The following is a 23,839-nucleotide window of genomic DNA, read 5'->3' as shown; positions in this document are numbered from 1 at the left end:
GTCAGAGCAGCGAGGAGTGGGGGAGGTACGGCGTCGGCTCCCGCAGCCCGCGCAGGGCGAGGTAGCCGCGGCTGGTCGGGGTGAGGCCGGCGGGGAGCGCGACGTCGAACACCCACTGGTTGGCGCCGGTCACGTAGTCGATGCTCAGCTCGGTGGCCTCGCACAGTGCCATGGACGCCCACAGCAGCCGGGTCGCGGTGCGCCGGTTGGTCGCGGCGAGCAGCTGCGGTCCGCGGGCGGGGTCGACGTGGACGTAGCCCGCACCGGTCGTGGTGTCCGACACGAGCGTGGCGCAGTGGGCGAGCAGGAACTCGTGGTCGGGACCGTGGCCGGCGCCGCGCGTACGGCGGTCGACGGAGTCCATCAGCTCCACGTCCGCGGGACTCGCCTCGCGCACCTTCTCCAGCACGGGCAGCGCTGACCGGTCGACGACGCCGCGGAAGGTCATCTTGGGGTGCAGGTCGAAGCCGGCGGCGCGGTAGCGGCGTACGGCGCGCGGGTCGCCGGTGGCGCCGAGCATGCCGTGCAGGCAGTGGCGGCCGTGCCCCATCGCCGCCTCCAGCAGCGGCTTGCCGACGCCGCGGCCCTGCTCGCCGGGCCGGACGGCGTACGTCGCAAGGATCCAGGTGGTCTCACGGACGAAGGAGACGGCCGCGGCCAGCACCCCCTGGTCGTCCTCGCACACCCAGCAGCCGCCCGGGTCCGTGGCGAGCAGGTGCTCGGCGCGCTGCCGCCAGGTCGCGGCACGGACCTCCGAGCGCAGTTCGGGTGTCGGGTCACCCGGACGCAGGTCCGCCCGGTCGACCTCGCGGAAGGCGTGGGCGGTGAGCCGCTCGACCGCAGCGACGTCCTCACGCTGCATCGGCCGGATCATCACGTCGCTCACGCCCGCGACCCTAGCGGTGCGTGGCAGCCCACCGGCCCCGCCCGGAGGCGGGGTCTGGCGGCGGGGTCATCGTCGGTGGGTCTGCCGGTGGTCGAGCCTGTCGAGACCGTGCTCGAGGGTGCGGGTGCCGTGGTGGTCGACGAGGAATTGGTGGCCGTGCGGTGAGGTCCAGAGGTACTGGCCGGGGTCGAGGACGGTGTAGCCCCAGGTGGAGTGGGTCTTGGCCCGGTGGTGACTGCGGCAGAGCGGGACCAGGTTGCAGGGACATGTCGAGCCACCCGCGGCGTGGGGTGTGGCGTGGTCGAGGTCGCAACGTTCGGCGCGGCGTTGGCAGTGGGGGAAGGCGCAGTGGGGGTCGCGGAGCTGCACGTGGCGGCGGTGGCGGTCGGGGATCTCGTAGGCCTCGACAGGCTCGTGGCCGGTCAGGTCGATGACGGGCCGGACGATGACGGTGGTGCCCGGGGTGCCGCACCAGTCGCGGACCTGTTCGGTGGTGATCGGGGTCCGGGTGTTGCCCAACCGCCCGATGGTCTCGCCGCCGGTGGTGAGGGCGGTGTCGGTGAGGTGGACGTGCAGGCCGACGGTGCGGCGTTTCCTGGAGGTGGGGTCCTTGGTGGTCGAGCCGTGCTCGTGAGGGACGAGCGAGCGCGTGTCGAGACCGGCCGCGCCGGTCTCGTGTCCCAACCCCAGTGTCTGGTCGCCGCGGGCGAGGTCGCCGGCGGCCATGGAGCGGCGTACGTCGCGTGAGGCGTCACAGCCCAGGTCGGCGAGCTCTCGGGCGCGGTCGCTGATCGCGGCGTCCAGGTCGAGGGCGTCGGCGGTGTCGAGGATCCCGTCGACGGCGACGGTGCCCTCAGTCCCGGCGTCGTGGGTGTGGACGTCGAACCGGCGCCCGTCGGCGGCCTCCCGGCGTCGCTGCTCGGCGGCGGTGGGGTCGAACCGGGCCAGCGCCTCCTCGACCAGCCGGTCGACCTGGGCGAAAGTGCAGGTCGCGGCGAACGTGGCGAGATGCCGGTCGACGTGGGCCGCAGCGTCTGCCGGGAGCAGTCGGGTGCCCTCGGCGATCCTCAGTGCCCGCCACACCGGCACCCGTCCCGCGAGCACGGCGTCCCAGACCGAGGGCAGCCGATACGCAGCCTCGAGGACCTTCCCCACATGGTCCCGCCCCGCGATCGTGGACCGTCCGAGGACCGCGCACAGCTCCATCAACGCGACCTCACTGACCAGCGGGGCGCCCTCACCGGCGATCGGGACGCCGGTGTCGACGTACCCATCACTGATCGTCGCCGCGTCCGCGGGCGCGTGGACGGTGTTGAGCCCGGCCCAGGCCACGATGTGACGTGCCGAGGCGATCTCGGCGTCGCGCTTGGCCTGCTCCTGCTCACGCAGCGCAACCAACAACTCCGCCGTGGAGTCGGAAGGCGTCGGCTGCGTGGACATGGGTTCAGTAGATCACCGGCCACCGACATCTCGACCCCGTCCGAGAGGGGGTTGTGGACGAGTCGCGAGGAGCGGTTCGACGGGGTCTCGACACGACGCCGCTCGTCCCTCACGGCGGCGGCTCGACCAGCAAGGGCCCGCGTTCCTCACGGCGTCGGCTCGACCAGCAGGACCATCCTCCGTGCCGGGACTCGACCGGGAAGGCGGTCCGTGGCGGTGGCCCTAGGCTGGTGCCATGACGAGCGAACTCTCGGCGGAGGACAAGAAGTTGGTCACCCTGGCGCGGTCGACGCGGGCGCGGGTGCAGGCCGCCGAGGGGGCGGCCGCGCGTGACGCCGACGGGCGCACCTACGCGGCGGCGACCGTGGACCTTCCTTCGTTGCACCTCTCCGCGGTGCAGGCCTGCGTCGCGATGGCCGTGGCATCCGGCGCGACCGGTATCGCCGCGTGTGTCGTGCTCGGCGAGGCCGAGGAGCTGACGGCCGCCGACGACGCCGTCCTGGCCGACTTCCGCGCCGGCGACGCGGTGGTCGTCCACGCGGGCGACGCCAAGGGACAGATCAGCACCACCACGAGCGTCTGACGGCCCCGTCCCGAGCCGCGCCACGCGCTATCCACTGGCGGCACGTCCGCGCCGATCGCTAGCATTGGTGACATGTCTCGGCGTGCTGGGAGGGAGCACGAGCGAGCCGTTGCCCGGCTCGCCTCGTCGTATGCCGCCATCCCGGTGGGGGAGCCGGTGCGGCTGGCCAAGCCCACGACCAACCTCTTCCGTGCCCGGTCCGCACCGGACGCCCCGGGCCTCGACGTCAGTGGCCTGACCGGCGTCCTCGAGGTCCACGACGGCCCCGACGGAGCGTGGGCCGACGTGCAGGGCATGTGCACCTATGAGGACCTCGTCGACGAGACCCTCGCCCACGGGCTGCTGCCGCTCGTCGTCCCGCAGCTGCGCACCATCACCCTCGGCGGCGCGGTCACCGGGCTGGGCATCGAGTCCACCAGCTTCCGCAACGGCCTCCCGCACGAGTCGGTGCTGGAGATGGACGTCTTCACCGGTGCCGGTGAGGTCGTCACGACCCGGCCCGGCGACGGCCTCTTCGACGCCTTCCCCAACTCCTACGGGAGCCTCGGCTACGCGACCCGGCTGCGCATCCGGCTCGAGCGGGCGCCGACGTACGTCGCGCTGCAGCACGTGCGCTGCGACGACCTCGGCCTGCTGGTGAAGGCGATCGACGAGATCGCGGCGTCCGGAGAACTCGACGGGGAGCCCGTCTTCGGACTGGACGGCGTGGCCTTCGCGCCGGGGGAGTACTACCTCACGGTGGCGCACGCGACCGACCGGATCGCCCTGCCCGCTCGAGTGCCACAGAACGACGCATCCGTCGACCCCGACTGGCCCAGTGACTACACGGGCCAGCAGGTGTACTACCGCTCGATCCAGCAGCGACCGGTCGATCTGCTCACGATCCACGACTATCTGTGGCGCTGGGACACCGACTGGTTCTGGTGCTCCGGGGCGTTCGGCGCCCAGCACCCGCTCGTGCGGCGCCTGTGGCCGCGGCGCCTGCGGCGCTCCGATGTCTACATGCGCCTGCTGCGACTCGACCACCGGTTCGGCATCGCCGACCGGCTCGACCGCCGTGCCCGTCGCCCCGCCCGTGAGCGGGTCATCCAGGACATCGAGGTGCCCGTCGAGCGCCTCCCGGAGTTCCTGGACTGGTTCGACGCCGAGGTCGGCATGCGGCCGGTGTGGTTGTGCCCGTTGGTCTCGACAGGCTCGACCACCGAGGGCGGCTCGACCACCGAGAGTGGCTCGACCGCCGAGCGCGGCTCGACCATCGGGCGGCCCTGGACGGCGTACCCGCTCGAGCCCGGGCGCACCTACGTCAACGTCGGCTTCTGGGGCACCGTCCACGTCGGTCCCGAACGCGACGAGGCGCCCCTCAACCGCGCCATCGAGGCGAAGGTCCACCAGCTCGGCGGCCACAAGTCGCTCTACTCCGAGGCCTACTACGACCGGGAGACCTTCGACCGGCTCTACCACGGCGACGCGCTGGCCGAGGTCAAGCGCCGCCACGACCCCGACGACCGGCTGACCTCGCTGTACGACAAGGCGGTCGCCCGACAGTGAGGAGGACACCATGACCATCGACACCAGGACCAGGCTCAGCATCGCCGACGCCTTCACCTCGCTGCTGCGCGAGGAGCTGCCACTGCGGTTCACCGCCTACGACGGCAGCAGCAGCGGTCCCGAGGACGCGCCGTACCACTTCCACCTGCGCACCGAGCGCGGCCTGTCCTACCTGATGAGCTCCCCGGACCCGGATCTCGCGCTGGCACGCGCGTACGTCGCCGGCGACCTCGAGCTCTCCGGCGCCCACCCCGGCGACCCCTACCCGGCGCTGGTGGCGCTCAAGGAGGGCATCAAGTTCCGGCGGCCGAGCGCGAGCGAGCTGGTGACACTGGTCCGCTCGCTGGGCGTCTCCCACCTGCGCGCCCCGGCTCCGCCGCCGCAGGAGGCCCCCTCGCGCACCCGGCGGGTGCTGGAGGGCGTGCGCCACAGCCTCGGCCGCGACGCCGAGGCGATCCACCACCACTACGACGTCTCCAACCGGTTCTACGAGCTGGTCCTCGGGCCGTCGATGACCTACACCTGCGCCCTCTACCCCCACGAGGACGCCACGCTGGAGGAGGCCCAGGCGGCCAAATACGACCTGGTGGCGCGCAAGCTGGACCTGCGCCCGGGCCAGCGACTGCTCGACATCGGCTGCGGCTGGGGCGGCATGGTCCGCCACGCCGCCCGCGAGTACGGCGTCCGCGCCCTCGGGGTGACCCTGTCGCGCGAGCAGGCGACCTGGGCCCAGGAGGAGATCAAGGCGCAGGGCCTGGACGACCTCGCCGAGGTGCGCCACCTGGACTACCGCCACGTCGCCGAGTCCGACTTCGACGCCATCAGCTCCATCGGGCTGACCGAGCACATCGGCGTGCAGCACTACCCGGAGTACTTCGGGTTCCTGCACCGCAAGCTCGCTCCCCACGGCCGGCTGCTCAACCACTGCATCACCCGCGCCCACAACCGGGCGACCTCGACGGGCAAGTTCATCGACCGCTACGTCTTCCCCGACGGCGAGCTCACCGGGTCCGGCACCATCGTCCGCGCGGTGGAGGACGCCGGGCTGGAGGTGCAGCACCACGAGAACATCCGGCTCCACTACGCCCGGACCCTCGCCGCGTGGGGCGCCAACCTGGCCGAGCACTGGGACGAGTGCGTCGCCGAGGTCGGTCCCAACACCGCGCGCGTGTGGGGCCTGTACATGGCCGGCTCGCGACTCGCGTTCGAGCGCAACGAGATCCAGCTGCACCACGTGCTCGCCTCGCGGGTCGACGACGCCGGCGCCACCGGCTACCCCCTCCGCCACACCTTCTGAGGACGCGGGTCGCGGGTTCACGCCGCGTGCCGCGGGGCCGATAACCTGCCGGGGTGAGCACTCCCGCCCAGCAGTACGCCGCCGAGGTCCTCGGCCGTGAGGAGATCTCGCCGCACCTGGTGCGCCTGCGACTCGGCGGTCCCGGACTCGCCGACTTCACCTCCACCGGCACCCCGGACGAGTGGGTCGGCCTGGTGGTGCCCGACCAGTTCCAGAGCCGCTACTACACCGTCCGCTCCTGGGACGGTCACGAGCTGGTGCTCGACGTGGTGGTGCACGACCAGGGACTCGTCACCGAGTGGGCCGCCGGCGACCCCGTCGGCGACACCGTGACCATCAGCGAGCCCAAGGGCTCCTTCACGCTGCCGCCGGACGCGCAGTGGCTGCTGCTGGTCGGCGACCTGACCGCGCTGCCGGCGATGGCGCGGATCCACGCCACGCACGGCGCCTCGCTGCCGACCACGATCCACGCCGAGGCCGAGGACGCCGCCGAGCTCGCGGCGTACCTCCCGGAGGGCACGCACTGGTCGGCCCCCGGCCCGCAGGGCAGCCGACTCGCCGAGATCGTGGAGGCCCTGGACTGGCCCGAGGGCGAGGGCTACTTCTGGATGGCCGGGGAGTCCGCGCAGATGCGCGCCATCCGCAAGCACCTGATGCGCGGTCGACGCCTGCCGTCGACGGCGTACGACGTCATGGGCTACTGGCGGGCCCAGGCCCGCCAGCCGCGGTCGGTCGACCCGGGCCCGATCTGGCGTGCCGGCAAGGCGGCCGGCAAGACCGACGAGGAGATCTGGGCCGACTACGACGCGGCCCAGGAGGGGCGGAGCAGGCATGGCTGAGGAGTACGACGAGGACTTCGGCGGCCTCCCGCCGCCGGCCCCGCTGATGTCGGGTGAGGCTCCGGAGGGCCACCGCAGCGGGTTCGCCTGCTTCGTCGGGCGGCCCAACGTCGGCAAGTCGACGCTGACCAACGCCCTGGTCGGCCAGAAGGTGGTCATCACCTCCGACAAGCCGCAGACCACCCGCAACGCGGTGCGCGGCATCGTGCACCGCGAGGACGGCCAGCTGGTGCTGGTCGACACCCCCGGACTGCACCGCCCGCGCACCCTGCTCGGTGAGCGGCTCAACGACCTGGTGATGACCACGTGGGCCGAGGTCGACGTGGTCGCGGTGTGCTTCCCCGCGGACGAGAAGATCGGCCCGGGGGACCGGTTCCTGGTCAACGAGCTGGCGAAGGTGCGGCGCTCGGTCAAGATCGCGGTGGCCACCAAGACCGACCTCGCCTCGCCGGACCGGCTCGCCGAGCACCTGATGCAGATCGCGGCGCTGGGGGAGGAGACCGGCACCGAGTGGGCCGAGATCGTGCCGGTGTCCTCGGTGTCGGGCGAGCAGATCGAGCTGCTGGCCGAGCTGCTGGTGGGCCTGATGCCCGAGGGGCCTCCGCTCTACCCCGACGGTGACCTCACCGACGCCCCGGACGAGGTGCTGGCGGCCGAGCTGATCCGCGAGGCCGCGCTGGACGGCGTACGCGACGAGCTGCCGCACTCCATCGCCGTGGTCGTGGAGGAGATGCTGCCGCGGGAGGACCGTCCCGCGGACAAGCCGTTGCTGGACGTGCACGCCAACCTGTTCGTGGAGCGGGAGTCGCAGAAGGGCATCGTCATCGGTCGCCGCGGCGCCCGGCTGCGTGAGGTCGGATCGGCCGCCCGCGAGCAGCTCGAGGCGATGTTCGGCACGAAGGTGCACCTGGACCTGCACGTCAAGGTCGCCAAGGAGTGGCAGCGCGACCCGCGCAAGCTGCGCCGTCTCGGCTTCTGAGGGTCAGTCGGGGACCCAGCACCGACCGAAGGTCATGCCCGCCTGCCACTGCTCCGCGGTGGGCCACTCGTAGCTCCACCGGTAGTCCAGCGGGTCCTCGGCCTCGTCCGCGCCCACGTCCTCACACGTCTGCTGGCCGCGCTGGCGGGCGGCGTCCCGGCCGGGATACTGCTGCGCCTCGAACCCGACGACGCTGACGGCCCGCCAGCCGTGGTCGGCCGAGCACACGACGCGCTCGAACCCCGGCGCGTCCGGCGCGGCGGTGCCACACATCGCGTAGCGGTCCGGGACCCCGTCGGCGAAGCCGTTGCGCAGGCTGCCCGAGGACGTGGCGAGCTGCTGGTCGCCGCTGACGACCACCGCGTCGCACCGCAGCCACTGGGAGCCGGCGTCGGACTGCTCCAGCGTCGGGGTGAACCAGATCGGACGCACCATGCTCAGGCGGAGACCGGCCTGGTCGGTGCCGAGGAACTCCGGCAGCCCCTCGGGGCAGCGGCGCGCCGCCTGGTCCTGGACCTGCGGGGAGTCCACGGCGACCTGGTGGCCGTCGACGACGAGGTCGAGCTGGGCGACCCGGTAGGTCTCCGACGCGTGCGGCTTGCCGCAGGGCCGATCGGCCGCCTCGGGCTGCTCGGGGGCCAGCGCCTCCTCGAACCCCAGCTGGTAGCAGCGGTTGTTCGGCGGGTCCGGGGGTGGCTCCGCGGCGCGGGTCGGGGTGGCCCCCGTGCTCTCGGTGGGCGTCGGCTCGGCGGCGTCGGGGGTGCTGCAGCCGACGAGGACCGCCGCCACGAGCAGCAGCACGGCGGTCATGCGCATGGTGGGTGGCCTCATTCCGTGGTGCGGGCCCAGCACACCGAGAGTCGGTTGCCGGCGTCCCACTGCTGTTCGTCGAACCAGGTGATCGCGAACTCGTAGTCGGCAGGGTAGTTGAGCCACGCACGCACCGAGCTCTCGCAGAAGGAGTCGGTACGGCTGGCGACGGTGTCGTCGCCGGGGTAGGGGTCCTCGGGCTCGCCCACCTTGATGGTGGTCACCGCGCGCCAGTCGTGGGCCTCGTCGCAGGGCACCTTGGTCGCGGCGCGGAAGGCGCGGCCGGCCGCACACACCAGCCAGCGGTCCTTCGGTCGTCCGGAGAGTACGCCGCGGGTCGTGCCGGGCAGGATGCGCAGCTTCTCGGCCTCCGCGGTGCCGCCGATGACGTCGCACCGGATCCAGCGTGCGCCGTCGCCCCATGCCTGGCGGGACGGGCGGAACCACGCCCAGCTGAGGACCGTGCGGAGCGCGTTGCTCGCGTCGGCGCCGATGAACTTGCGGAACTGGGTCGAGCACCGCTGGTAGGCGAAGTCGGCGACCGCGGGGTCGTCGTACTCCACCTCCTCGAGCTCGTCGGGCGTCTCGGCGACGTGGAAGGTCTCCGCGGTGTGCCGGTCCGTGCAGGGCGTGGTCTGGGTGGCGTTGACCGGCTTTGCCACGTCGGCGGGCGCGAGCACGCGGCAGGTGCCCTCCGCGGGTGCCTCGACCGCGTCGACCAGGTCGGGGTCGGTGTTGGAGCCCTGCGGCTCCGAGGCGCAGCCGGCCGCGGTCAACGCCGCCAGCACGACGGCGACGACACCGGCACGCTTCATCGGTGTGACCCCTTCGACCCTGCGGGACCCGGCTCCTGCCGGGTCAGTTGCTCAACAGTGCCGCGATCGTAGCGCCGAGCTCGTAGGCCGACGATTCCTCGCCCTCACCCACGTCGCCGAGCACCGAGAGCACCTCGGCGGACTGCGTCCAGCCCAGTGCCTCGATGATCGACTGGACCGAGCGCACGGCCCCGGTGGTGTCGTAGCGACCGTGGACCAGCAGCCCGTACGGCTTGCGGGACGCCTTGCCGGTGGAACCGTCCCCGTCCGCGGCGCCGTCCTCACCCAGCGAGCCGCCGGCGTGGAGGAAGATCGTGTCGAAGAAGTGCTTCAACGCCCCGGACATGTAGCCGAAGTTGGCCGGGGTGGCGATCAGGTAGCCGTCGGCGGCGAGCACCTCCTCCGCCCCCTCGGCGGAGGCCGCGTCCAGAGCGCTGCGGACGACGACCTCGACGCCCTCGATCTCCTCGTCCCGGGCGCCGGCGACCAGCGCGTCGGTGAGCTGCGTGACGCCGGGAGTGGGTGAGTGGTGCACGATCAGCAGACGGGACATGGCCGCCACTCTAGGGACCGCGCGTGTAGGGTGGTCACATCATGACGCGCACGCTGCTTCTCCAGGGCCCGGTCGCAGGGCTCCTTAGCTGCCGCAGCGAGGTCTGAGAGCCGGACCCCTCGCTGCGGAGTGTTGATGCGCCCGGCGCCCACCGACCGCAATCGCACCGAGGTAGTCATGACCAGCATTCCTTCCCAACAGCCCAGTGGCATGCCGTTCGAGCGGTACATGCCGTTTGAGCCCGTCACCGTCCCGGACCGCACGTGGCCCGACCAGCGCATCACCGCGGCGCCCCGGTGGCTCTCCACCGACCTGCGCGACGGCAACCAGGCCCTCATCGACCCGATGACGCCGACCCGCAAGTTGGTGATGTTCGAGCTCCTGGTCGAGATGGGCTACAAGGAGATCGAGGTCGGCTTCCCGGCGGCGAGCCAGACCGACTTCGACTTCGTGCGCGACCTGATCGAGCAGGACCGGATCCCCGACGACGTCCGCATCTCGGTGCTGACCCAGTCGCGGGAGGACCTCATCGAGCGCACCGTGCAGTCGCTGGTGGGCGCCGACAAGGCGACGGTGCACCTCTACAACGCCACGGCGCCGCTGTTCCGCCGCGTCGTGTTCGGGTTCACCGAGGCCGACTGCATCGGCATCGCCACCCAGGGCACCGAGTGGGTGATGAAGTACGCCGACCAGCTGCTGCCGGGCACCGACTTCGGCTACCAGTACAGCCCCGAGATTTTCACCCAGACGCCGACCGACTTCGCGCTGGAGGTGTGTGAGCGGGTCTCGGACGTGTGGCAGCCCGAGGCGGGGCGCGAGATCATCCTGAACCTGCCGGCGACGGTGGAGATGTCGACCCCCAACACCTACGCCGACCAGATCGAGTACTTCTCCCGCCACCTGACCCGTCGCGAGCACTCGGCGATCAGTCTGCACCCGCACAACGACCGCGGCACCGCGGTCGCTGCCACCGAGCTGGCGATGATGGCCGGCGCGGACCGGGTCGAGGGCTGCCTGTTCGGGCACGGTGAGCGCACCGGCAACGTGTGCCTGGTCACGCTGGGCATGAACCTGTTCAGCCAGGGCATCGACCCGCAGGTGAACTTCTCCGACATCGACGAGATCCGTCGCACGGTGGAGTACTGCACCCAGCTGCCGGTCCACCCGCGCCACCCCTACGCGGGCGACCTGGTCTACACCGCCTTCTCCGGGTCCCACCAGGACGCGATCAAGAAGGGCCTGGAGGACCTGGACCGGGTTGCCCACGAGCAGGGCAAGCCGGTCGGCGAGGTCCCGTGGGAGGCGCCTTACCTGCCGATCGACCCCAAGGACGTCGGACGCAGCTACGAGGCCGTGATTCGGGTCAACAGCCAGTCCGGCAAGGGCGGCGTGGCCTACGTCCTCAAGGCCGACCACCACCTCGACCTGCCGCGGCGTGCCCAGATCGAGTTCAGCCGCGTGATCCAGCGTCGCAGCGACACCGACGGTGGCGAGGTCACCCCGGACGAGATCTGGTCGATCTTCAACTCCGAGTACCTCGGCCGCGACGAGCCGCTGCGCCTCAACTCGGTCCACACCGAGAGCGCGGTGGGGGAGAAGGACGCACTGACGGTCAACGTCTACGTCGACGGCGCCTCGCGGGAGCTGCACGGCGTCGGCAACGGCCCGCTCTCCGCCTTCGTCGACGCGATCAACGGCCTCGAGGGCGGGTTCGACATCCGAGTGCTGGACTACCACGAGCACGCGCTGTCCTCGGGCGGTGACGCCATCGCCGCGGCGTACGTCGAGTGCGCGGTCGGCGAGGAGGTCCTGTGGGGCGTGGGCATGGACGCCAACATCGTCACCGCGTCCCTCAAGGCCGTCCTCAGCGCGGTCAACCGCAGCGCCGCCCACCGCGTCTGAGGACCGGCGCCCGGCGGGACCCGATTTCGCCGATCCCCGGACGCAGGGGGCAGCCCCGTGCAGGATGGCTCCGTGTTCGGGCGGAATCGGAAGTACCGGCGTCTGCGACGTCGACTGCGCGAGTTGGACCGCGTGGATGCCCGTCACGGCCTCGGTGCCTCGCCGCGACGAACGCCCCGCTCAGGACGCCGAGGCCAGTCGGTCGCGGTCGTGGTGACGCTGGTCGTCGTTGCCGCGCTGTTCCTGGTGCCGGGGCTCCTGCCCAACCGCCTGCGGTCGTTGGTCGGGTTCGGGGATGACCGGATCCTGCCCCCGGTCGTCGCGTCGACGCAGGGTGCGTACTCCTTCCTGGCGACCACCGGTGGCGGACCGGTCCGGTGGGACCCCTGTCGCCCGGTGCGCTACGAGGTGAACCCGGAGGGGGCCGAGCCGGCGTGGGTCGAGCTCGTCCACGCAGCGGCGGAGGAGATCGAGCACCTCACCGGCCTCCGCCTCGAGTACGCCGGGGAGTCCCGTCGGCGGCCCGGGTGGGAGGCCGATTTCGTCCCGGTGACCTTCGGGTCGGGGGCTCCCGCCCTCATCGCGTGGGCCACCGCCGAGGAGGTCCCCCGGCTCGCCGGTGATGTCGCCGGGCTCGGTGGTGCGGCGCCACGTGCTGACCAGTACGGCGGCGAGTCCCTCTCGCGCGGAGGGATCACCCTGGACATCGACTCCTTCGAGGCGATGGCGCAGCGTCGCGATGGTCGCGCAGCCCAGCGATCGGTGGTGCTGCACGAGTTCGGTCACCTGGTGGGGCTCGGCCACGTCGATGATCCCGAGCAGTTGATGTATCACGGTGGCACACCGGCATTGCAGTTCCGGGACGGTGACCGCGCGGGACTCGCCGCGGCGGGTCAAGGGCCCTGTCGATAGGACCGTACTGTCAGGATGTTGGCGTGAGTGAAGCGATCCTGGTCTCGGAGCGCATCGGTCAGTTCCACGTGGAGTCCGACCGCGGGCGCGACCGGCTGGAGTACACCGAGTACGGCAGCGGCGACCGCTGGGTGGTGCTGCTGCCCGGCCTGCTGATCCCGCGGCGGATGCACGACGGGCTCGCACGCTCGCTCGCCGGCGCCGGCCTGCACGTGGTGACGCTGGATCCGCTCGGGCACGGCGGCTCGGACCGGCCGGCCGACCCGTTGGCCTACTCGACCACCCACTGGGCACAGCAGGTGGTGGCCCTGCTGGACCATCTCGGTGCCAAGGACGCGGTCCTGGGCGGCACCTCGCTGGGTGCGAACGTCGCCCTCGAGGTGGCGGCCATCGCGCCCAAGCGGGTGCGCGGCCTCATCCTGGAGATGCCGGTGCTGCACAACGGCCTCGGTGCGGGCATCGGCGCGTTCGCACCGCTGATGTTCACGGCGCGGCGGCTCCCGTTCGCGATCACCGGCCTGCGGTGGGCCACCCGTGCGGTGCCCCGCCGCGCGGTGCCGGGGTGGACCGGCGTGGTGCTCGACACGCTGGGCCAGTACCCCGCCGCGATGGCCGCCTACACCCACGGCCTGTTCTTCGGGCGCGTTGCGCCCCTTGCCCACGAGCGGCGTCGGATCACCGCCCCGGCGCTCGTCATCGGTCATCCGTGGGATCCGATCCACCTGCGTGCCGACGCGGCGCTGCTCGCCGAGGAGCTGCCCAACGCCACCTTCGAGGAGGCGCGCTCGATCGTCGAGTGGCGGGTCAGCCCCGGGCGCCTCGACGAGCTCGCCGTCGACTTCGCGCGGGCGCGCTGGCAGGCCCGGGCGCGCACACGGCGTACGTCCTGAGGGGTCAGGCCCAGATCGCCCAGATCGCGGTCGAGGTCACCGCCATCAGTACGAGATTGAGTGGCCCGCCCACCTTGGCGAAGTCGGTGAACCGGTACAGCCCGGTGCCGTAGACCATGGCGTTGGTCTGGTAGCCGACGGGGGAGAGGAAGCTGGTCGACGCGGCGAACATCACCGTCAAGACCAACGGGAGTACGCCGATCCCCAGCTCGGCCGAGAGCGACACCGCGACGGGCACGAGGATCACGACGGAGGCGTTGTTGCTGACCACTTCGGTGAGCACCGTGGTGAAGGCGTAGAGGGCCATCAGCACCACCAGCGGGTGCCAGTCGACCGCCGCGCCGGCCAGCAGGCCACCGAGCCACTCCGCGCCACCGGACTTGGTCATCGCCACGCCGAGGGGGATCACGCCCGCGAGCAGGAAGATGACTTCCCACGGCACGCCCGAGTAGAGGTCGTCCTTGGTGACGCACTCGGTCACGGCCATGGCGATCACGCCCAGCAACGCCGTCACCACGATCGGCAACGGTGTCAGTGCGGCGGCGCCGACCACTGCCAGGACGATGCCCCCGGCCAGCCACATGCGTCGTGCGTCGAACTCGTCCTCGAACTCGCTGAGCAGCACCAGGTCGGGGTGACGGCGCAGGGCGGCCATGTCCTCCTCGGCGACCTCGAGCAGCAGGATCTCCCCGACATTCAGGCGTTCCTCCGAGAGTCGTGCGGAGACGGTCTGCTGTGCCTCGATCCCGACGAGTCGGGCCCGGTAGCGCACCCAGAAGCCGATCGTCCGGGCTCGGCGACCGGTGAAGAGCAGTCGGTTGCGCACCAGGGCCCGGACCAGGACGCCGTTGCCGCTCGCCCGGGTGTTGCGGTGGGTGTCGGTGAGGACGACCACGTCCTCGTCCTTGATCAGGTCCGCCACCTGCCGGGTGGTGCCGCGCACCTTCACCACGTCGTCCTCGGTCAGCCGCAAGCGCTCGGCGTCCTCGCGGTGGGACGCGCCGTCGCGGATCAGGCGGGTGACCGTCACGCCGGCGTCGCTGGCCCGGCCGGACTCCGCCAGGCTCGCGCCCAGCCAGCCGCTGCCGGCGGGGAAGCCGAGCTCGACCACGAACTCCTCCTCGGCCTCGTCCTCGCCGCCGAGATCGGTGCTGGGCAGGAGGAACCGTCCCACCAGCGCGAAGTAGACCAGGCCGGTCAGCAGGACGAGGGCACCGACGGGTGCGAACTCGAACATGCCGATGCTGCGTCCCAGCGCGTCGTCGCCGGTGACGAGAGTCGAGGCGAGGATGTTGGTCGAGGTGCCGACCAGGGTGAGCATCCCGCCGAGCATCCCGAAGAAGCTCAGCGGCATCAGCAGCCGGGACGCCCGCAGCCCGAGCTGTCGGCTCATGTCGAGCACGAAGGGGATCGTGACGGCCACGGCCGCGGTGTTGTTGACGAAGCCGGAGACCACGCCGACGACCGGCATCAGCACGAAGAAGAGCCGCAGCTCCGAGCTGCCGACGAACGGCACCAGTCGGCGCCCCAGCGCGTGCATCAGGCCCGATCGCTGTACCCCGGCGGAGAGGATGAACATCGCCAGCACCGTCACCGTCGCCGGGCTCGACAGCCCGGACAGCCCCTCGGTGACGGTCGGGAAGGCGCCGGCCAGGTCGATGTCGCGATCGCGCAGCCAGGGGACGGCGTCGACCAGCGGGTCCCCGGCCAACGGGATCACCATCAGGGTCACCATGATCAGCAGCGCCGAGACGTCCAGGGGAAGGCGCTGGCTGGCGAAGAGGTACAACGCGGCCGCGATGACGAGCAGCACCAGCCCGATCTCGACGGTCATGGGCGCTGATCCTACGGCGCCTCCTCCGGCGGCATCGCCGCCGTCACCAGCCGTACGGCGTCGGCCACGACCCGCTCCACGGGCAGGTCGGTGTCGACCACGCCGCCGGCCTCGTCCGCCTCGAGCGGCTCCAGCGTGGCGAACTGCGAGTCCAGCAGCGAGGACGGCATGAAGTGCTCACGGTGCTCCATGCGCTCCACCAGGACCGCGCGCGATCCCACGAGGTGCACGAACACGGTCGGCTCGGGTACGGCGCCGCGGAGGACGTCGCGGTAGGTGCGCCGCAGCGCCGAACAGGTCAGCACGGTCGCGGTCCCGGCCTCGTGGTGTCGTGCGGTCCAGGTCGCGAGGTCGGCGAGCCACGGCGCACGGTCGTCGTCGGTGAGCGGCGTACCGGCCGACATCTTGGCCACGTTGGCCGGTGGATGGTGGTCGTCGCCCTCGGTGAGCACCAGTCCCAGCTCGGCAGCGAGTGCCTGGGCGACGGTGGACTTGCCGGTCCCCGAGACGCCCATGACGACCACGTGCCGATGGGCGCGTACGCCGTCCGCCTGCGCGGCGCCGCGGGTCATGGTGTGCCCCGTCCCGGCCCACCACGCCGGAGCGCTCGCCTCGGTAGGGTCGGGACATGGCGACCCTCTACAGCAGCGTGCTGGACGAGATCGGGCGTCGCATCGTCGACGGCGACCCGGCCGCCGACACCGCGCTCACCCTCGAGGGGATCGGGCAGGAGTTCGGCGTCTCCCGCACCGTTGCCCGCGAGGTCGTCCAGGTCCTGGTGTCGCTGGGGCTCGTGGAGAGCCGGCGCCGCACCGGGGTGCGGGTGTTGGGCGCCACGCACTGGGACGTCATGGACCCTGCGGTCCTGCGGTGGCGCCTCGCCAGCGTCGAGCGGCGACGGGTCGTCCACGAGCTCTCGGAGTTCCGGCTCGCGGTGGAGCCGACCGCGGTCGCCCTCGCGGCACGCCACGCCACCGACGCGCAGCGCGAGGAGCTGCGGGACCTGGCGGCGCGCATGGAGGAGACGGGCAGCCGCGGCGAGCTGGCGGCGTTCCTCGAGCACGACGTGGCCTTCCACCGGCTGCTGCTGCAGGCCTCGGGCAACCTGCAGTTCGCCCGCATGGCCGGCATGGTCGAGGAGGTGCTGCGCGGCCGCACCGACCACGACCTGATGCCGCCCGAGCCCAAGCCCGAGGCCAGGCGGCTGCACCAGATGGTGGCCGACGCGGTCGCCGAGGGCCAGCCGCAGCTGGCGGAGTCCGCGATGGCCACGCTGTGCGCCGAGGTGCTGACGGAGATGTCGGACCCACCGGCCTGACGGCCGGGGGCCCGTGGCTGCGGTCATGCGCCGACGGCGGCGGCGACCGGCCACAGCAGCACCGCGAGCACGAAGGCACTGAGACCCAGCGTCGTCTCCATCACCGTCCAGGTGCGCAGCGTCTGCTTCTCGTCCATGCCGAAGAAGCGGCTCACCAGCCAGAAGCCCGAGTCGTTGACGTGGGAGAGCACGGTGGCGCCTGCGGCGATCGCGATGACCACGAGCGCGATGCGGAAGTCGCCCAGGCCCTCGCTGGCGACCAGTGGGCTGATGAGCCCTGCCGTGGTGGTCAGCGCGACGGTCGCCGAGCCCTGCGACACCCGCAGCAGCGTGGCGATGACGAACGCCTGCAACAGCACGGGCATGCCGAGGTCGCCCAGCGAGTCGGTCATGGCCGTGCCGATGCCGCTGGTGCGCAGTACGCCGCCGAACATGCCGCCGGCACCGGTGATGAGGATGATGGTGCAGATCGGGCCCAGTGCGGCGTCGAGCACGCCGGTCACCTCGCCCACCGAGCCGACCCGCGACCCGATCACCGCGATCGCCGTCAGCAGCGTGATGAGCAGCGCGATCGGTGTCTCGCCGACCAGTCGCACCGTGTCGACGGTCGCGGTGGCCGTGAGGACGCCGGAGTCGACCAGCGTGCTGAGGACGGTGTTGAGCGCGATGAGCCCCATCGGGAGCAGCAGCAGGCCGAGGACCAGCGGGAAGGACGGCCGCGGCGCGTCGGCCGCGGTGGCGTCGTTCTCCTCGCCGAAGAGCAGCGTCGGCACGTCGACCACGATCCGCCGACCGATCCAACGGGCGTAGAGGTAGGAGCCCACGAACCAGGCGACCACGGCCACCGGGAGGCCGACGAGCAGCCCGACGCCCACGTCGCCGCCGAGGGCGACCGTGGCGGCGACCGGGCCGGGGTGGGGCGGCACGATCGCGTGCATCGCGGCGAACGCACCCGCGGCGGGGAACGCGTAGAGGATCAGCGAGCCGCCGAAGCGCCGCGCCACGGTGAAGATGATCGGGAGGAAGACCACCAGCCCGGCGTCGAAGAAGATCGGGAAGCCGAACAGCAGTGCCGCCACGCCCAGTGCGAACGGTGCGCGCTGCTCACCGAACCGCCCGATCAGCGTGTCGGCGAGGACCTGTGCCCCTCCGGTCACCTCCAGCAGCCGGCCGAGCATGACGCCGAAGCCGACCAGCAGCGCGACCGCTCCCAGCGTGCCGCCGAAGCCGGCCAGGAGTGCGTCGGGGACGTCGGCGACCGGGATGCCGGCCACGACCGCGGTCAGCGTGCTGACCAGCACGAGGGACACGAATGCGTGGAGCCGGAGCTTCATGATGAGCACGAGGAGGAGCGCGACCGCGCCGGCGGCGATCAGCAGCAGCACTCCGGTGCCGTGCACGGGGGTGATCGGATCCATGGGTGCCTTTCGGGAAGCGCCGGCGTACCGGTGCTGTGAGTGTGGTCACGCCATGGTGAACGAAAGGTACTATCTTTGACAACCCGGCGCCCCGCGCGCCCGGGGTCAGGCGCCGCGGCGCTCCTCGTGGTCACCGGCGCGGACAGCGATCCGCAGCTGGGCGGCGGAGTCCTGGATGGCGTCGGCGATGAGCTCGTGCGTGCGCGGGTCGCGCAGGCCGTCGCCCACGATCGCCACCACCGTGTCGCTGACCAGGCGGACCACGTCGTCGTGGAACGGCACGTACTTCAGGCGTCCCGTGCGCTGGTTCTGCCGGATCAGGTCGACCACCAGGTCGTCGAGGTCGTCGCGATTGCGCTCCAGCGCGGAGGCCACGTGGTCGGCGTACGTGCCGGTCTGGATGACCGCGATCACCTCGTCGAGCACCGCCACGGTCACCGGCTTGCGGATGATGTTGACGATCGTGGTGGAGAAGCGGCCCACGACGTACGCCGCCGCGCGATCCCCGAACGCACGGTCGATCGCCCGGCCCAGGCGGGCCACGATGATCACGATGCGCAGCAGCCGGAAGCTGCGGAACGCCGGGTGCGACAGCGGGATCATGCCGATGATCTCGTACCAGTAGGTGCGCAGGAACCGCCATCCCATGCCCGAGCGACGCCAGCGCCACGCGAACTCGACGGCGAACACGCCGCACACCACGTAGTCGGCCACGATCACGCGCCGTTCGGTGGTCGGGTCCACCTCGAAGAACGTCACCCACGACAGCAGGACCACCGAGGCGATCGCCAGCAGCAGCATCAACCAGTCCACGATCGTCACCGGCGGTGCGGCGGGCCTGCCCGGCTTGCGTGGCGGCCCGCTTCCGTGCGGTGACGTCGGGGTGGCGACCTCGGCTGACGCACTCATGCCCGCACAATAGAAGGGTGCCGCTCTACCGCGACGAGGCGATCGTGCTGCGCACCCACAAGCTGGGTGAGGCCGATCGGATCATCACCCTGCTCACCCGGGAACAGGGACTGGTGCGTGCCGTCGCCAAGGGAGTGCGGCGTACGACCTCGCGCTGGGGGTCCCGGCTGGAGCCGTTCACCCACGTCGACCTGCAGTTGGCCGAGGGGCGGACGCTGGACACCATCACCCAGGCCGAGACGCGCGGCGCGTACGCCGGCCGGCTCGGTGGCGACTACGACCGCTACACCGCGGGCACGGTGATGCTCGAGACCGCCCAGCAGGTCGTCATCGAGGAGCGGGAGCCGGCGGTGCAGCAGTTCTCGCTGCTGCTCGGCGGGCTGCGCGCGATGGCGTCCGGCGAGCGCCGGCCGGTCCACGTGCTCGACGCCTACCTGCTGCGAGCCCTCGCGATCGCCGGCTACGCGCCGTCGTTCACCGACTGCGCCCACTGCGGCCGCTCGGGGCCGCACCGCTGGTTCAACCCGGGCATGGGCGGGGTGCTGTGTGCGACCTGCCGCGTCCCGGGGTCGGCGACCCCGGCGCCGGAGACGCTCGCCCTGCTCGGCGCGCTGCTCTCGGGCGACTGGCCGGTGGCCGAGGCCGCCGAGGAGCGCCACGTCCGCGAGGGCAGCGGCCTGGTCGCGGCGTTCGTGCAGTGGCACCTGGAGCGTGGCCTGCGCTCCCTCGCCTACGTCGAGCGCTGACCCGTCGGCGGCTCGGTGGCCGCTACGCTGCAGCCGTGTCACGTCCCACGCCCGTCCCGCCGACCCCGCACCCCTCCGGCGCGCGGCCGCCGGAGATCCCGGCCGAGCTGGTGCCCGAGCACGTCGCCGTGATCATGGACGGCAACGGTCGGTGGGCCAAGGAGCGCGGGCTGCCGCGCACGGCGGGCCACGCCGAGGGGGAGTCCTCGCTGTTCGACGTCGTCGAGGGGGCGATCGAGATCGGGGTGAAGGCCGTGTCGGCCTACGCCTTCTCGACCGAGAACTGGAAGCGGTCGCCTGAGGAGGTCCGGTGGCTGATGGGCTTCAACCGCGACGTCGTACGACGGCGCCGCGAGGAGATGCACGAGCGCGGCATCCGCGTGCGGTGGGCCGGGCGTGCGCCGAGGCTGTGGAAGTCGGTCATCAAGGAGCTGCGCACCTCCGAGGAGCTCACGGCCGACAACGACGTGCTCACGCTGACGATGTGCGTGAACTACGGCGGGCGCAGCGAGATCGTCGACACCGCCCGCGAACTCGCCCGCGAGGCCGCGGCCGGACGACTGGACCCCGAGCGCATCGACGAGCGGTCCTTCGCGCGCCGCCTCTACGTGCCCGACGTGCCCGAGGTCGACCTGGTGTGGCGCACGTCGGGGGAGCAGCGCCTCTCGAACTTCCTGCCCTGGCAGGCGGCGTACGCCGAGTTCGTCTTCTCCGACGTCCAGTGGCCCGACGTCGACCGACGCCACCTGTGGGACGCCATCGAGACCTACGCCCGCCGCGACCGCCGGTACGGCGGCGCCCAGGGTTGAGTGCTCACTTGTTGCACCCCGAGTCGGCACTTGTTCGCGGTTGAGTCGGCAGTGGGGCCGATTCGACCCGCAGGAAGTGAGCACTCGACGCGCAACAAGTGAGCACTCGACCTGCCGGTGTCAGTGCTCGTCGTAGTGCTCCCCGTGCGGGGCGTGGCGGTGGCCGTCGTGGACGTAGTCGACGTGGTCGTCGTGGGGGACCGCGAGGTGCCCGCACCCGGGACCGTGGACGTGCGGGTGCTCGCGCGTCGGCTCGTGGCCGGGTACGCCGCCGGTCGGGAAGGGTTCCCGGAGTCGTTGCCGTCGGCGCAGCCAGGCGCCGACCGGCCAGGCGAGCGCGAAGCCCGCCAGCGAGACGAGCACGATCGTGGCTCCCGGCGCGAAGTCGGCGCGGTAGGAGGCGAGCGCGGCGAACAGCAGGCCGCCGAGCGCGGCCAGCGCCCCGAGTCCCATGGCCGCGACCATCGTCGAGCGGAACGAGCGGGTCACCTGCTGTGCCGTCGCGACCGGCACGATCATCAACGCCGACACCAGCAGCAGGCCGACCGTGCGCATCGCGACCGTCACGCTCACCGCGGTGAGGACGGCGACGACGAGGTTGTAGGAACGCACCCGCAGGCCCGCGACGATCGCGAACTCGGGGTCCTGTGCGACGGCGAAGAGCTGCGGGGCCAGCCCGATGCACACCGCCAGCACGCCGGCCGCGAGCACCATCGTGGTGAGCACGTCGGCCTCGGAGATGGTGGTGATCGACCCGAAGAGGTACTGGTCCATTTTCGCGGTACTCTCGCCGTCGAGCCCTGCCACGAACAGGCCTCCCGCGAGGCCGCCGTAGAACAGCAGTGCCAGGGCGACGTCGGCGCCGGTCTGGCCGCGTTCGCGCAGCGTCTCGATCAGCACCGCGCCCACGATCGCCGCGGCGACCGCGGTCCACGTGGGCGAGCTGCTGGTCACCAGTCCGATCGCCACGCCGGTGATGGCGACGTGCCCGATGCCGTCGCCCATCAGGGAGACGCGGCGCTGGACCAGGTAGGTGCCCACGGCGGGCGCGGCGAGCCCGGTGACGAACGCCGCGAGGAACGCGCGCTGCATGAAGGGCAGCGTCAGCAGCTCGATGGGACTCACGGGTGCTCTCCCTCGGTCGCCTCCAGCGGCGCATTGACCGTGGGAGCGTGGTCGGGCGACTCGCCGGTGGCGTGGTGATGGTGGGTGTGCGGGTCGGCCAACCAGGGCTGGTGCACGTCGTGGTCGCCCAGCGGGGGGCCGTCGTAGGCGATGCGGCCGTCCCGCATCACCACGGCGCGGTCGATCAGGCGTGCCATGGGGCCGAGCTCGTGGGCGACGAGGACGACGGTCGCGCCGCGTTGCTTGAGTCGCTCGAGGGTGTCGGCGAGCGCCTGTTGGTTGGGCAGGTCCACGCCGGCGTTGGGCTCGTCGAGCAGCAACAGCTCCGGGCGGCCGGCCAACGCCCGGGCGATGAGCACCCGCTGCTGCTGGCCGCCGGAGAGCATGCTGACGGTGTCGTGGCGACGGTCGCCGAGGCCGACGACGTCCAGGGCGTCCTCGATGGCGGTGCGGTCGTCGCGGGACAGTGGCCGGAGGAGTCGCCGGTGGGTGAGTCGGCCGGAGGCGACGAGTTCCCACACCGACGCCGGTACGCCGGAGGTCGCCGACGCGCGCTGCGGCACGAAGCCGACACGGTGCCACTCCTCGAAGCGGTCCAGCCGGCTGCCGAGCATCTCGACCTCGCCCTCGGTGAGGGGGTGCAGGCCGAGCAGGGACCGCACGAGCGTGGACTTGCCGGAGCCGTTGGCGCCCATCAGGGCGAGGAACTGGCCGTGCTCGACGGTGAGGTCGATGTGGCGCAGCACGGGTCGGCCGCCCAGGGCGACCGACCCGTGCCGGACGGAGAGTGCAGGTGTGGTCATCGACATCCGTTGGCGCTGCGGAGGGCTTCGAGGTTCGCTGCCATCAGGGAAGCGTAGTCCTCCTCGGCCGTCTCGTCGTCCAGCCCGGCGATCGGGTCCAGGACCTCGCTCTGCAGGCCGAGGTCGCCGGCGATGGTGTCGGCGGCGGCCGACGGTGCCAGCCGCTCGGTGAAGACCGTGGTGAGGCCCTCCTCGCGGATCAGCTCCTGGAGCTCGGCGATGTGGGCGGGCGTCGCCTCCGCGTCGGGTGCCAGTCCGGCGATCGCCTCGAACTCCAGCCCGTACTTGTCCAGGTAGGAGAAGGCGTCGTGGGAGGTCACCACGGTCGAGCGCTCACACTCGGCGAGGCCGGAGGCGAAGTCCTCGTCGATGCCCTCCAGCTCGGTGCGGAGGTCGGCCGCGTTGCTGCGGAAGTCCTCGGCGTGGTCGGGGTCGACCTCGGCGAGCTGCTCGGCGACCTCGTCCCCGAGGTCGGCCATGCGCAGCGGGTCGTGCCAGAAGTGCGGATCGTGGGTGCCGTGGTCGTGGTCGTGCTCGCCCTCGGCGCCGGACTCCTCGGCGTGGTCGTGGTCCTCGTGCCCCTCCTCGTCGGAGTGCTCCTCCTCGGAGTGGCCCTCGCCGGCGTGCTCGGCGTGCTCGTCCCCGCCCTCGCCGAACAGCCGCTGGTCGACGGCGTCGGCGGCGTCGTACGTCGCGCCCTCGGCGTTGGTGTCGACCGCGGCGTCGATGGCGGGCTGGAACTCGCTGAGGTAGACGACCAGGTCGGCGCCGGTGATCTCGGCGGTCTGGTTGACCGTGAGCTCCAGGTCGTGCGGGTCGCGGCCCGGCTGGGTGATCAGCGAGACGTCCGCGTGCTCGCCCGCGACCTGGTCGGTGACGTACTGGAGGGGGTAGAACGCCGTGGCGACCTCGACGCCGTCGCCGTCGTCGGTGCCGCCGAAGGCGCTGCAACCCGACAGGGCGAGGGGGAGGGCGAGGAGCGGGAGAAGTCTGCGCATGAGAATCATTCTCAACTATCTCCGGGGCACGGTCAAATCGATAGGCTGCCGACGTGCTGGTGGTGAACCGATTCCGTGAAGCAGGCGACGCGACCGCGCTCGCCGAGGAGCTCACCGACGTCCGGGCGGTCCTGGCGCGCCAGGCGGGGTACGTCGAGGGGTGGGTCGGTCGCAACGTCGACGAGCCCGACCTGTGGGTGCTGACCACCCGGTGGGAGCACGTCGGGGCCTATCGCCGCGCCCTGTCCGCCTACGAGGTGAAGATGGAGGCGTGGGCGACGCTCGGGCGCGCGCTCGACGAGCCCGGCGCCTACGAGGTGGTCGAGCCCGACACCGTGCTCAACGTCGCGAGCCCTCGCGTAACCTGACGCCTGTGCCCCAGGGCGCAGCGCGCCCGCGCCTGCTCCCGCACCAGCGATACCTGC

General features: G+C 71.9%; 24 protein-coding genes. 12 read left to right on the top strand and 12 right to left on the bottom strand.

Features of this window, described 5'->3' with window-relative positions:
• Position 1 precedes the first annotated feature (1 nt).
• Together KUV85_RS07625 and KUV85_RS07620 are read right to left on the bottom strand one after the other, a co-directional pair.
• A complete protein-coding gene (locus KUV85_RS07625) occupies positions 2-886 on the bottom strand; it encodes a GNAT family N-acetyltransferase (RefSeq protein WP_219962609.1) in 885 nt (294 codons plus the stop codon).
• A 66-nt stretch (positions 887-952) separates the two neighbouring features.
• Positions 953-2,326 (bottom strand): HNH endonuclease signature motif containing protein, encoded by a 1,374-nt coding sequence (locus tag KUV85_RS07620; protein WP_219962608.1) that lies wholly within the window; start codon positions 2,324-2,326, stop codon positions 953-955.
• A 235-nt stretch (positions 2,327-2,561) separates the two neighbouring features.
• On the opposite strand from KUV85_RS07620, the gene KUV85_RS07615 reads away from it, so the two are divergent.
• From KUV85_RS07615 to era, 5 genes are all read left to right on the top strand, one after another.
• On the top strand, positions 2,562-2,909 hold the full coding sequence (locus KUV85_RS07615) for a hypothetical protein (protein ID WP_219962607.1): 348 nt from the start codon (positions 2,562-2,564) through the stop codon (positions 2,907-2,909).
• 72 nt (positions 2,910-2,981) lie between these two features.
• Positions 2,982-4,457: an FAD-binding oxidoreductase gene (locus tag KUV85_RS07610; protein ID WP_219962606.1), complete on the top strand. Its 1,476-nt coding sequence runs from the start codon at positions 2,982-2,984 to the stop codon at positions 4,455-4,457.
• 10 nt (positions 4,458-4,467) lie between these two features.
• Positions 4,468-5,754 carry an SAM-dependent methyltransferase gene (locus tag KUV85_RS07605; protein ID WP_219962605.1) on the top strand — a complete coding sequence of 429 codons (1,287 nt, stop codon included), beginning with the start codon at positions 4,468-4,470 and terminating at the stop codon, positions 5,752-5,754.
• Between the two features lie 53 nt (positions 5,755-5,807).
• Positions 5,808-6,593, top strand: a complete 786-nt coding sequence (locus KUV85_RS07600; RefSeq protein WP_219962604.1) for a siderophore-interacting protein — start codon at positions 5,808-5,810, stop codon at positions 6,591-6,593.
• A 46-nt stretch (positions 6,594-6,639) separates the two neighbouring features.
• Positions 6,640-7,572 carry a GTPase Era gene (gene era / locus KUV85_RS07595; RefSeq protein WP_219962878.1) on the top strand — a complete coding sequence of 311 codons (933 nt, stop codon included), beginning with the start codon at positions 6,640-6,642 and terminating at the stop codon, positions 7,570-7,572.
• A 3-nt stretch (positions 7,573-7,575) separates the two neighbouring features.
• Here era and KUV85_RS07590 read toward each other — a convergent pair whose 3' ends face one another.
• Genes KUV85_RS07590 through KUV85_RS07580 form a run of 3 tightly spaced genes read right to left on the bottom strand, consistent with a single transcriptional unit; the run spans position 7,576 to position 9,750 of the window.
• On the bottom strand, positions 7,576-8,388 hold the full coding sequence (locus KUV85_RS07590; RefSeq protein WP_219962603.1) for a septum formation family protein: 813 nt from the start codon (positions 8,386-8,388) through the stop codon (positions 7,576-7,578).
• An 11-nt stretch (positions 8,389-8,399) separates the two neighbouring features.
• The gene (locus KUV85_RS07585; RefSeq protein ID WP_219962602.1) at positions 8,400-9,197 is read right to left on the bottom strand and encodes a septum formation family protein; all 798 of its coding nucleotides are present in this window, start codon (positions 9,195-9,197) and stop codon (positions 8,400-8,402) included.
• A 43-nt stretch (positions 9,198-9,240) separates the two neighbouring features.
• On the bottom strand, positions 9,241-9,750 hold the full coding sequence (locus KUV85_RS07580) for an NAD(P)H-dependent oxidoreductase (protein ID WP_219962601.1): 510 nt from the start codon (positions 9,748-9,750) through the stop codon (positions 9,241-9,243).
• A 177-nt stretch (positions 9,751-9,927) separates the two neighbouring features.
• Between KUV85_RS07580 and leuA the strand changes: the two genes are divergently transcribed.
• The 3 genes from leuA to KUV85_RS07565 all read left to right on the top strand — a co-directional run bounded on the left by leuA (position 9,928) and on the right by KUV85_RS07565 (position 13,454).
• Positions 9,928-11,652 (top strand): 2-isopropylmalate synthase, encoded by a 1,725-nt coding sequence (gene leuA / locus KUV85_RS07575; protein WP_237690222.1) that lies wholly within the window; start codon positions 9,928-9,930, stop codon positions 11,650-11,652.
• 210 nt (positions 11,653-11,862) lie between these two features.
• Positions 11,863-12,564, top strand: a complete 702-nt coding sequence (locus KUV85_RS07570) for a matrixin family metalloprotease (protein ID WP_219962600.1) — start codon at positions 11,863-11,865, stop codon at positions 12,562-12,564.
• A 23-nt stretch (positions 12,565-12,587) separates the two neighbouring features.
• Positions 12,588-13,454, top strand: coding sequence for an alpha/beta fold hydrolase (locus KUV85_RS07565; protein ID WP_219962599.1), 867 nt, complete (start codon positions 12,588-12,590; stop codon positions 13,452-13,454).
• A gap of 4 nt (positions 13,455-13,458) precedes the next feature.
• Here KUV85_RS07565 and KUV85_RS07560 read toward each other — a convergent pair whose 3' ends face one another.
• Both KUV85_RS07560 and KUV85_RS07555 read right to left on the bottom strand, forming a co-directional pair.
• Complete coding sequence (locus KUV85_RS07560; RefSeq protein ID WP_219962598.1) at positions 13,459-15,288, bottom strand: SLC13 family permease; 1,830 nt, start codon at positions 15,286-15,288, stop codon at positions 13,459-13,461.
• An 11-nt stretch (positions 15,289-15,299) separates the two neighbouring features.
• Positions 15,300-15,860: a gluconokinase gene (locus KUV85_RS07555; protein ID WP_219962597.1), complete on the bottom strand. Its 561-nt coding sequence runs from the start codon at positions 15,858-15,860 to the stop codon at positions 15,300-15,302.
• 56 nt (positions 15,861-15,916) lie between these two features.
• Between KUV85_RS07555 and KUV85_RS07550 the strand changes: the two genes are divergently transcribed.
• A complete protein-coding gene (locus KUV85_RS07550) occupies positions 15,917-16,606 on the top strand; it encodes a FadR/GntR family transcriptional regulator (RefSeq protein WP_219962596.1) in 690 nt (229 codons plus the stop codon).
• 23 nt (positions 16,607-16,629) lie between these two features.
• Here the strand turns inward: KUV85_RS07550 and KUV85_RS07545 are convergent, their stop codons facing one another.
• Positions 16,630-18,024: a GntP family permease gene (locus KUV85_RS07545; protein WP_219962595.1), complete on the bottom strand. Its 1,395-nt coding sequence runs from the start codon at positions 18,022-18,024 to the stop codon at positions 16,630-16,632.
• Between the two features lie 105 nt (positions 18,025-18,129).
• Entirely contained in the window at positions 18,130-18,933 is an 804-nt protein-coding gene (locus KUV85_RS07540) for an ion transporter (RefSeq protein WP_219962594.1), read from the bottom strand.
• A gap of 17 nt (positions 18,934-18,950) precedes the next feature.
• On the opposite strand from KUV85_RS07540, the gene recO reads away from it, so the two are divergent.
• On the top strand, positions 18,951-19,679 hold the full coding sequence (gene recO / locus KUV85_RS07535; protein WP_219962593.1) for a DNA repair protein RecO: 729 nt from the start codon (positions 18,951-18,953) through the stop codon (positions 19,677-19,679).
• A gap of 35 nt (positions 19,680-19,714) precedes the next feature.
• Positions 19,715-20,488, top strand: a complete 774-nt coding sequence (locus tag KUV85_RS07530) for an isoprenyl transferase (protein WP_219962592.1) — start codon at positions 19,715-19,717, stop codon at positions 20,486-20,488.
• A gap of 120 nt (positions 20,489-20,608) precedes the next feature.
• On the opposite strand, the gene KUV85_RS07525 is transcribed toward KUV85_RS07530, so the two are convergent.
• Genes KUV85_RS07525 through KUV85_RS07515 form a run of 3 tightly spaced genes read right to left on the bottom strand, consistent with a single transcriptional unit; the run spans position 20,609 to position 23,414 of the window.
• Positions 20,609-21,613 (bottom strand): metal ABC transporter permease, encoded by a 1,005-nt coding sequence (locus KUV85_RS07525; RefSeq protein ID WP_219962591.1) that lies wholly within the window; start codon positions 21,611-21,613, stop codon positions 20,609-20,611.
• On the bottom strand, positions 21,610-22,416 hold the full coding sequence (locus tag KUV85_RS07520; protein ID WP_219962590.1) for a metal ABC transporter ATP-binding protein: 807 nt from the start codon (positions 22,414-22,416) through the stop codon (positions 21,610-21,612). Before KUV85_RS07520 ends, KUV85_RS07525 begins: the two co-directional genes overlap by 4 nt.
• The gene (locus tag KUV85_RS07515) at positions 22,413-23,414 is read right to left on the bottom strand and encodes a metal ABC transporter substrate-binding protein (protein WP_219962589.1); all 1,002 of its coding nucleotides are present in this window, start codon (positions 23,412-23,414) and stop codon (positions 22,413-22,415) included. The genes KUV85_RS07520 and KUV85_RS07515 overlap by 4 nt, the downstream gene beginning before the upstream one ends.
• Positions 23,415-23,467: 53 nt before the next feature.
• Here KUV85_RS07515 and KUV85_RS07510 point away from each other — a divergent pair, with 53 nt between their 5' ends.
• Positions 23,468-23,782 carry an antibiotic biosynthesis monooxygenase family protein gene (locus KUV85_RS07510; protein ID WP_219962588.1) on the top strand — a complete coding sequence of 105 codons (315 nt, stop codon included), beginning with the start codon at positions 23,468-23,470 and terminating at the stop codon, positions 23,780-23,782.
• The last annotated feature ends 57 nt before the right edge of the window (positions 23,783-23,839 follow it).

It is taken from the genome of Nocardioides panacisoli, from assembly GCF_019448235.1.
GTDB classification, from domain to species: domain Bacteria; phylum Actinomycetota; class Actinomycetes; order Propionibacteriales; family Nocardioidaceae; genus Nocardioides; species Nocardioides panacisoli_A.
The sequence above is the reverse complement of the archived record's forward strand: the minus strand, read 5'-3'. Positions and strand labels throughout refer to the sequence as shown.

Coding starts and splice junctions, on each gene's coding strand:
- era (WP_219962878.1), top strand. CDS start 6,640: ATGTCGGGTGAGGCTCCGGAGGGCCACCGCAGCGGGTTCGCCTGCTTC.
- KUV85_RS07615 (WP_219962607.1), top strand. CDS start 2,562: ATGACGAGCGAACTCTCGGCGGAGGACAAGAAGTTGGTCACCCTGGCG.
- KUV85_RS07580 (WP_219962601.1), bottom strand. CDS start 9,750: ATGTCCCGTCTGCTGATCGTGCACCACTCACCCACTCCCGGCGTCACG.
- KUV85_RS07585 (WP_219962602.1), bottom strand. CDS start 9,197: ATGAAGCGTGCCGGTGTCGTCGCCGTCGTGCTGGCGGCGTTGACCGCG.
- KUV85_RS07560 (WP_219962598.1), bottom strand. CDS start 15,288: ATGACCGTCGAGATCGGGCTGGTGCTGCTCGTCATCGCGGCCGCGTTG.
- KUV85_RS07610 (WP_219962606.1), top strand. CDS start 2,982: ATGTCTCGGCGTGCTGGGAGGGAGCACGAGCGAGCCGTTGCCCGGCTC.
- KUV85_RS07605 (WP_219962605.1), top strand. CDS start 4,468: ATGACCATCGACACCAGGACCAGGCTCAGCATCGCCGACGCCTTCACC.
- KUV85_RS07555 (WP_219962597.1), bottom strand. CDS start 15,860: ATGACCCGCGGCGCCGCGCAGGCGGACGGCGTACGCGCCCATCGGCAC.
- KUV85_RS07520 (WP_219962590.1), bottom strand. CDS start 22,416: ATGACCACACCTGCACTCTCCGTCCGGCACGGGTCGGTCGCCCTGGGC.
- KUV85_RS07620 (WP_219962608.1), bottom strand. CDS start 2,326: ATGTCCACGCAGCCGACGCCTTCCGACTCCACGGCGGAGTTGTTGGTT.
- KUV85_RS07540 (WP_219962594.1), bottom strand. CDS start 18,933: ATGAGTGCGTCAGCCGAGGTCGCCACCCCGACGTCACCGCACGGAAGC.
- leuA (WP_237690222.1), top strand. CDS start 9,928: ATGACCAGCATTCCTTCCCAACAGCCCAGTGGCATGCCGTTCGAGCGG.
- KUV85_RS07550 (WP_219962596.1), top strand. CDS start 15,917: ATGGCGACCCTCTACAGCAGCGTGCTGGACGAGATCGGGCGTCGCATC.
- KUV85_RS07515 (WP_219962589.1), bottom strand. CDS start 23,414: ATGCGCAGACTTCTCCCGCTCCTCGCCCTCCCCCTCGCCCTGTCGGGT.
- KUV85_RS07590 (WP_219962603.1), bottom strand. CDS start 8,388: ATGCGCATGACCGCCGTGCTGCTGCTCGTGGCGGCGGTCCTCGTCGGC.
- KUV85_RS07545 (WP_219962595.1), bottom strand. CDS start 18,024: ATGGATCCGATCACCCCCGTGCACGGCACCGGAGTGCTGCTGCTGATC.